The organism is uncultured Fibrobacter sp. (assembly GCF_937877005.1).
Classification (GTDB): domain Bacteria; phylum Fibrobacterota; class Fibrobacteria; order Fibrobacterales; family Fibrobacteraceae; genus Fibrobacter.
The window spans coordinates 1-1,969 of sequence record NZ_CALEFV010000085.1 but is presented as its reverse complement, the minus strand read 5'-3'; the positions used below and the strand labels follow the sequence as shown (position 1 = coordinate 1,969).

The window sequence follows — 1,969 nt, the reverse complement described above, 5'->3', positions numbered from 1 at the left end:
TGAAATGGGCGAGACGGCTGCCGGGTACCGCCTGGCGCGCCAGTTCCAGAACAATATCGATCGACGCCGCCTGATGGCACCTCCCATCGACGTCTTGCATTTCCTTTACCCGATCCCCTACAGGGACCAGGTCAAGTTCCATTCGTCTGATCGTATAGACCCGTTCTTTGTCTACAGCGTGATGCGCCAGGAATCCATCTTCAACTTTGAAATCATGTCGCCGGCAGGCGCCTGCGGCCTACTGCAGATTATGCCCGCAACTGGCAAGATGCTTGCTGAAAAGGAAGGCCTTGCGAACTTTGAACCGAAGCAGCTCTTTAACGCCTACATGAATATTCGCCTGGGGATTCGCTACCTGGTGGACTTGAAGGCCGAATACAACAACGACTACATGTATGTGCTCGGCAACTATAACGCAGGTCCCAAGCCCACCAAGCGCTGGCAGGCGCAGGGAGAAGGCAAGTCCTGGGATATCCGTGCCGAAGAGATCAGCTACTGGGAAACCCGCGACTATGTGAAGCGCGTCATGGGCAACTACTGGATCTACCAGGAAATCTACGACGGAATCTAGCGGATGCTCTTCCTTCTATTGACGATTGGCCCGGCGTTTCTTTTTGCCTGTGGAAACATCCTCGAGAAGTCGGGGGTGTCGACGGTCGGTAAGCGTACGGGCGGAACTTCGCAGCCTTGGGAATTCTTCAAGGGCGTGATTACGAACAAATTCTGGTGGCTCGGAATCTGCTGTTCCGGCCTTGCTACGCTCGGCTATTACATTGCCATGGCCCGCTACGACCTTTCGCAGGTGCAGCCGATGATGGTCTTGAACCCGGTGCTCACGGCGCTCATGGGCTTCTGCATCTTGAAGGAAGTCCTCACGAAACGCATCGTGGTTGCCATCTGCTTTGTGGTGGCGGGACTCCTGTATTCTGTGGAGAATCTGGGCGAATCGACGGCGGTGCAGAATGTCGGAATGCTCTGGGCGTATGCGGGTGGACTTTCGGCGGTGACGCTGGTGGCCCACTTGTGGGTGAAGGACCGTGAAATGGTCGACTCCTTGATCATGGGCGTTGGCTTTGGACTTTCGGCGGCCTTCTACAAGAGCCTGGCGATGGATTTCGACCTGGATCATATCGAGCTTTCGTCTGTCGCAAACCTGCTGCTTGACTTCAGGACTCTCGGCTACATTGCAACTTATGGCATTGCGTTCCTGTATTCGCAGGTATCGTTCTCCCGTGGGCGCGCGCTCTTCATCATTCCGTTCAGTGCGGCGGTCGGTGCTGCGGTCCCTACGTTGGCGGGAGCCCTGGTGTTTTCGGAAGCGTTCCCCATCGGTAAGGCGGTTTCGGTCTCGCTCGTGCTGATTGGCGCCTGCCTCTTTATTGTGCGTCGCCCCCGCCGCAAGAAAGCCCAATAACGCATTTGGGGCGTTACCTACTTTCGAATTAATAATATATATTACCCTTGATGTGTAGGGATGTTTTCATAGGCAGGGCCCTTCTGGCCGTTTTTTTGGTAGCGCTGTTTTCGGCGTGTTCCGATGACAGTTCCAGTTCGTCGAAGGAACCGGAAGCGGATGTTCCGGTAGATTCTACGGAACAGCAAGGGAATGCCATAGAAGAGCATAGGCTTTCCTTTGTGGGTGGCCCCGTGGCGTTTACCGAGGTGGATCCCATTAATGTCGTTTACGAGGACCACGAAGGGGACGATGCCGGCTGGGTGGAACTTTACAATACCTCTGCCGATACGGTTGATTTGTCTGGAATGTACCTGACGGATTCCCAGACGGAACCGTTCAAGTGGAAATTTGGAACGGTCAAGTTGGCCCCGAATTCCTTCTTGGTCGTGTTCATGTCGGGAAAGAATTATTCGCATCAATTAGACGCTAAAAATAGAATGAGAATTCCTGCAAAGTTCCGCGAAGAACTAGGCGCCGGGTACTATATTTCCGCTGGTGTAGGCGGTTGCTTAT

General features: G+C 54.1%; 3 protein-coding genes. All 3 read left to right on the top strand.

Going from position 1 to position 1,969, the window contains the following annotated elements; translation table 11 throughout:
• Window positions 1-571, top strand: a 571-nt coding sequence (locus tag Q0628_RS04550; RefSeq protein ID WP_298768576.1) for a lytic transglycosylase domain-containing protein, incomplete at its 5' end; no start/stop codon positions are given.
• A 3-nt stretch (window positions 572-574) separates the two neighbouring features.
• Window positions 575-1,414 (top strand): EamA family transporter, encoded by an 840-nt coding sequence (locus Q0628_RS04545; protein WP_298768574.1) that lies wholly within the window; start codon window positions 575-577, stop codon window positions 1,412-1,414.
• Between the two features lie 50 nt (window positions 1,415-1,464).
• Window positions 1,465-1,969, top strand: a 505-nt coding sequence (locus tag Q0628_RS04540) for a lamin tail domain-containing protein (RefSeq protein ID WP_298768572.1), incomplete at its 3' end; no start/stop codon positions are given.